Source organism: Plesiomonas sp., assembly GCF_051650925.1.
Lineage (GTDB): Bacteria > Pseudomonadota > Gammaproteobacteria > Enterobacterales > CAMTGL01 > Plesiomonas.
The window spans coordinates 1-1,042 of sequence record NZ_JBOFRH010000531.1 but is presented as its reverse complement, the minus strand read 5'-3'; the positions used below and the strand labels follow the sequence as shown (position 1 = coordinate 1,042).

1 protein-coding gene is annotated in these 1,042 nt (G+C 45.8%); it reads right to left on the bottom strand.

All coding sequences use genetic code 11. The features are described from left to right. A partial coding sequence (locus tag ACRC27_RS12660; protein ID WP_438640035.1) for a gamma carbonic anhydrase family protein occupies window positions 1-532 on the bottom strand: 532 nt, incomplete at its 3' end. Window positions 533-1,042 lie beyond the last annotated feature (510 nt).

Genomic DNA, 1,042 nt, shown 5'->3' with positions numbered 1-1,042 from the left:
GTTCGGCCAGATACTCGTTCTTGAGATGTAGATAGTTATCGGCTGATTGTTGTAACGAGGCGCGTTCTTCTGCAGTCAGCAAACGCGCCTGACGTACCGGATTACCCAGATACAGATAACCACTTTCCAGATGCTTGTGTGGCGGAACCAAACCACCGGCGCCAATGATCACTTCATCTTCAATCACTGCACCATCAAGAATAATTGCGCCCATGCCAATCAGAACCCGATTACCAACTGTGCAACCGTGCAGCACCGCTTTATGGCCGATGGTCACGTCATCGCCCAGATACAGCGGTAGACCGGCTGGGTTATCGCTGGTCTTACGGGTTACGTGCAGAACACTACCGTCTTGGATGTTGGTCCGATTACCGACAGTGATATAGTTCACATCACCGCGGATCACCACGCTAGGCCAGATGCTGACATCATCACCGAGCGTAACATGGCCGATAATTACGCAACTTTCATCCAGCATGACCCGTTGGCCAATTTCCGGTGTTTTGCCTTTATAAGGACGCAATACCGTCATAAATTAAAACCTTTCTTATTCATGTGATTAATCTACGGTTAGTCTACGGTGTTCAGCGGTCGGTACAATCAGCACAGAATAAAAAAGGTGGAAACTACAGATTCCATCACGATCGTCCGGCAGTACGCAGGATCTTACGTAAGGGCGAAGATCCTCGCAAAGAATAAAAAGTAATCACTCGATCGCATTGTGCGAATTTTTGCTTGCCAGAATGAAATCACGCCCTATAATGCGACCTCACTGACACGGCAGCTGTGATACAAATCACTGATTGGCCTGCAGTAATGAATATCGGCTCTTGAGAAAATGCAAAACATTTTCTTGACGGCAAAGCAGGATTGTGGAATAATTCGCGTCCTGTCGCTACTTTAGTAGCGAAACGCTCTTTAAAAAATTAATCAGACAATCTGTGTGGGCACTCGTTTGAGAATGCTGATATCCAAAAGATATTAAGTTAAACGAGTGACTGAACAATTTATTTGCCAGTTTATTCGAGCGACAAACTTTAAA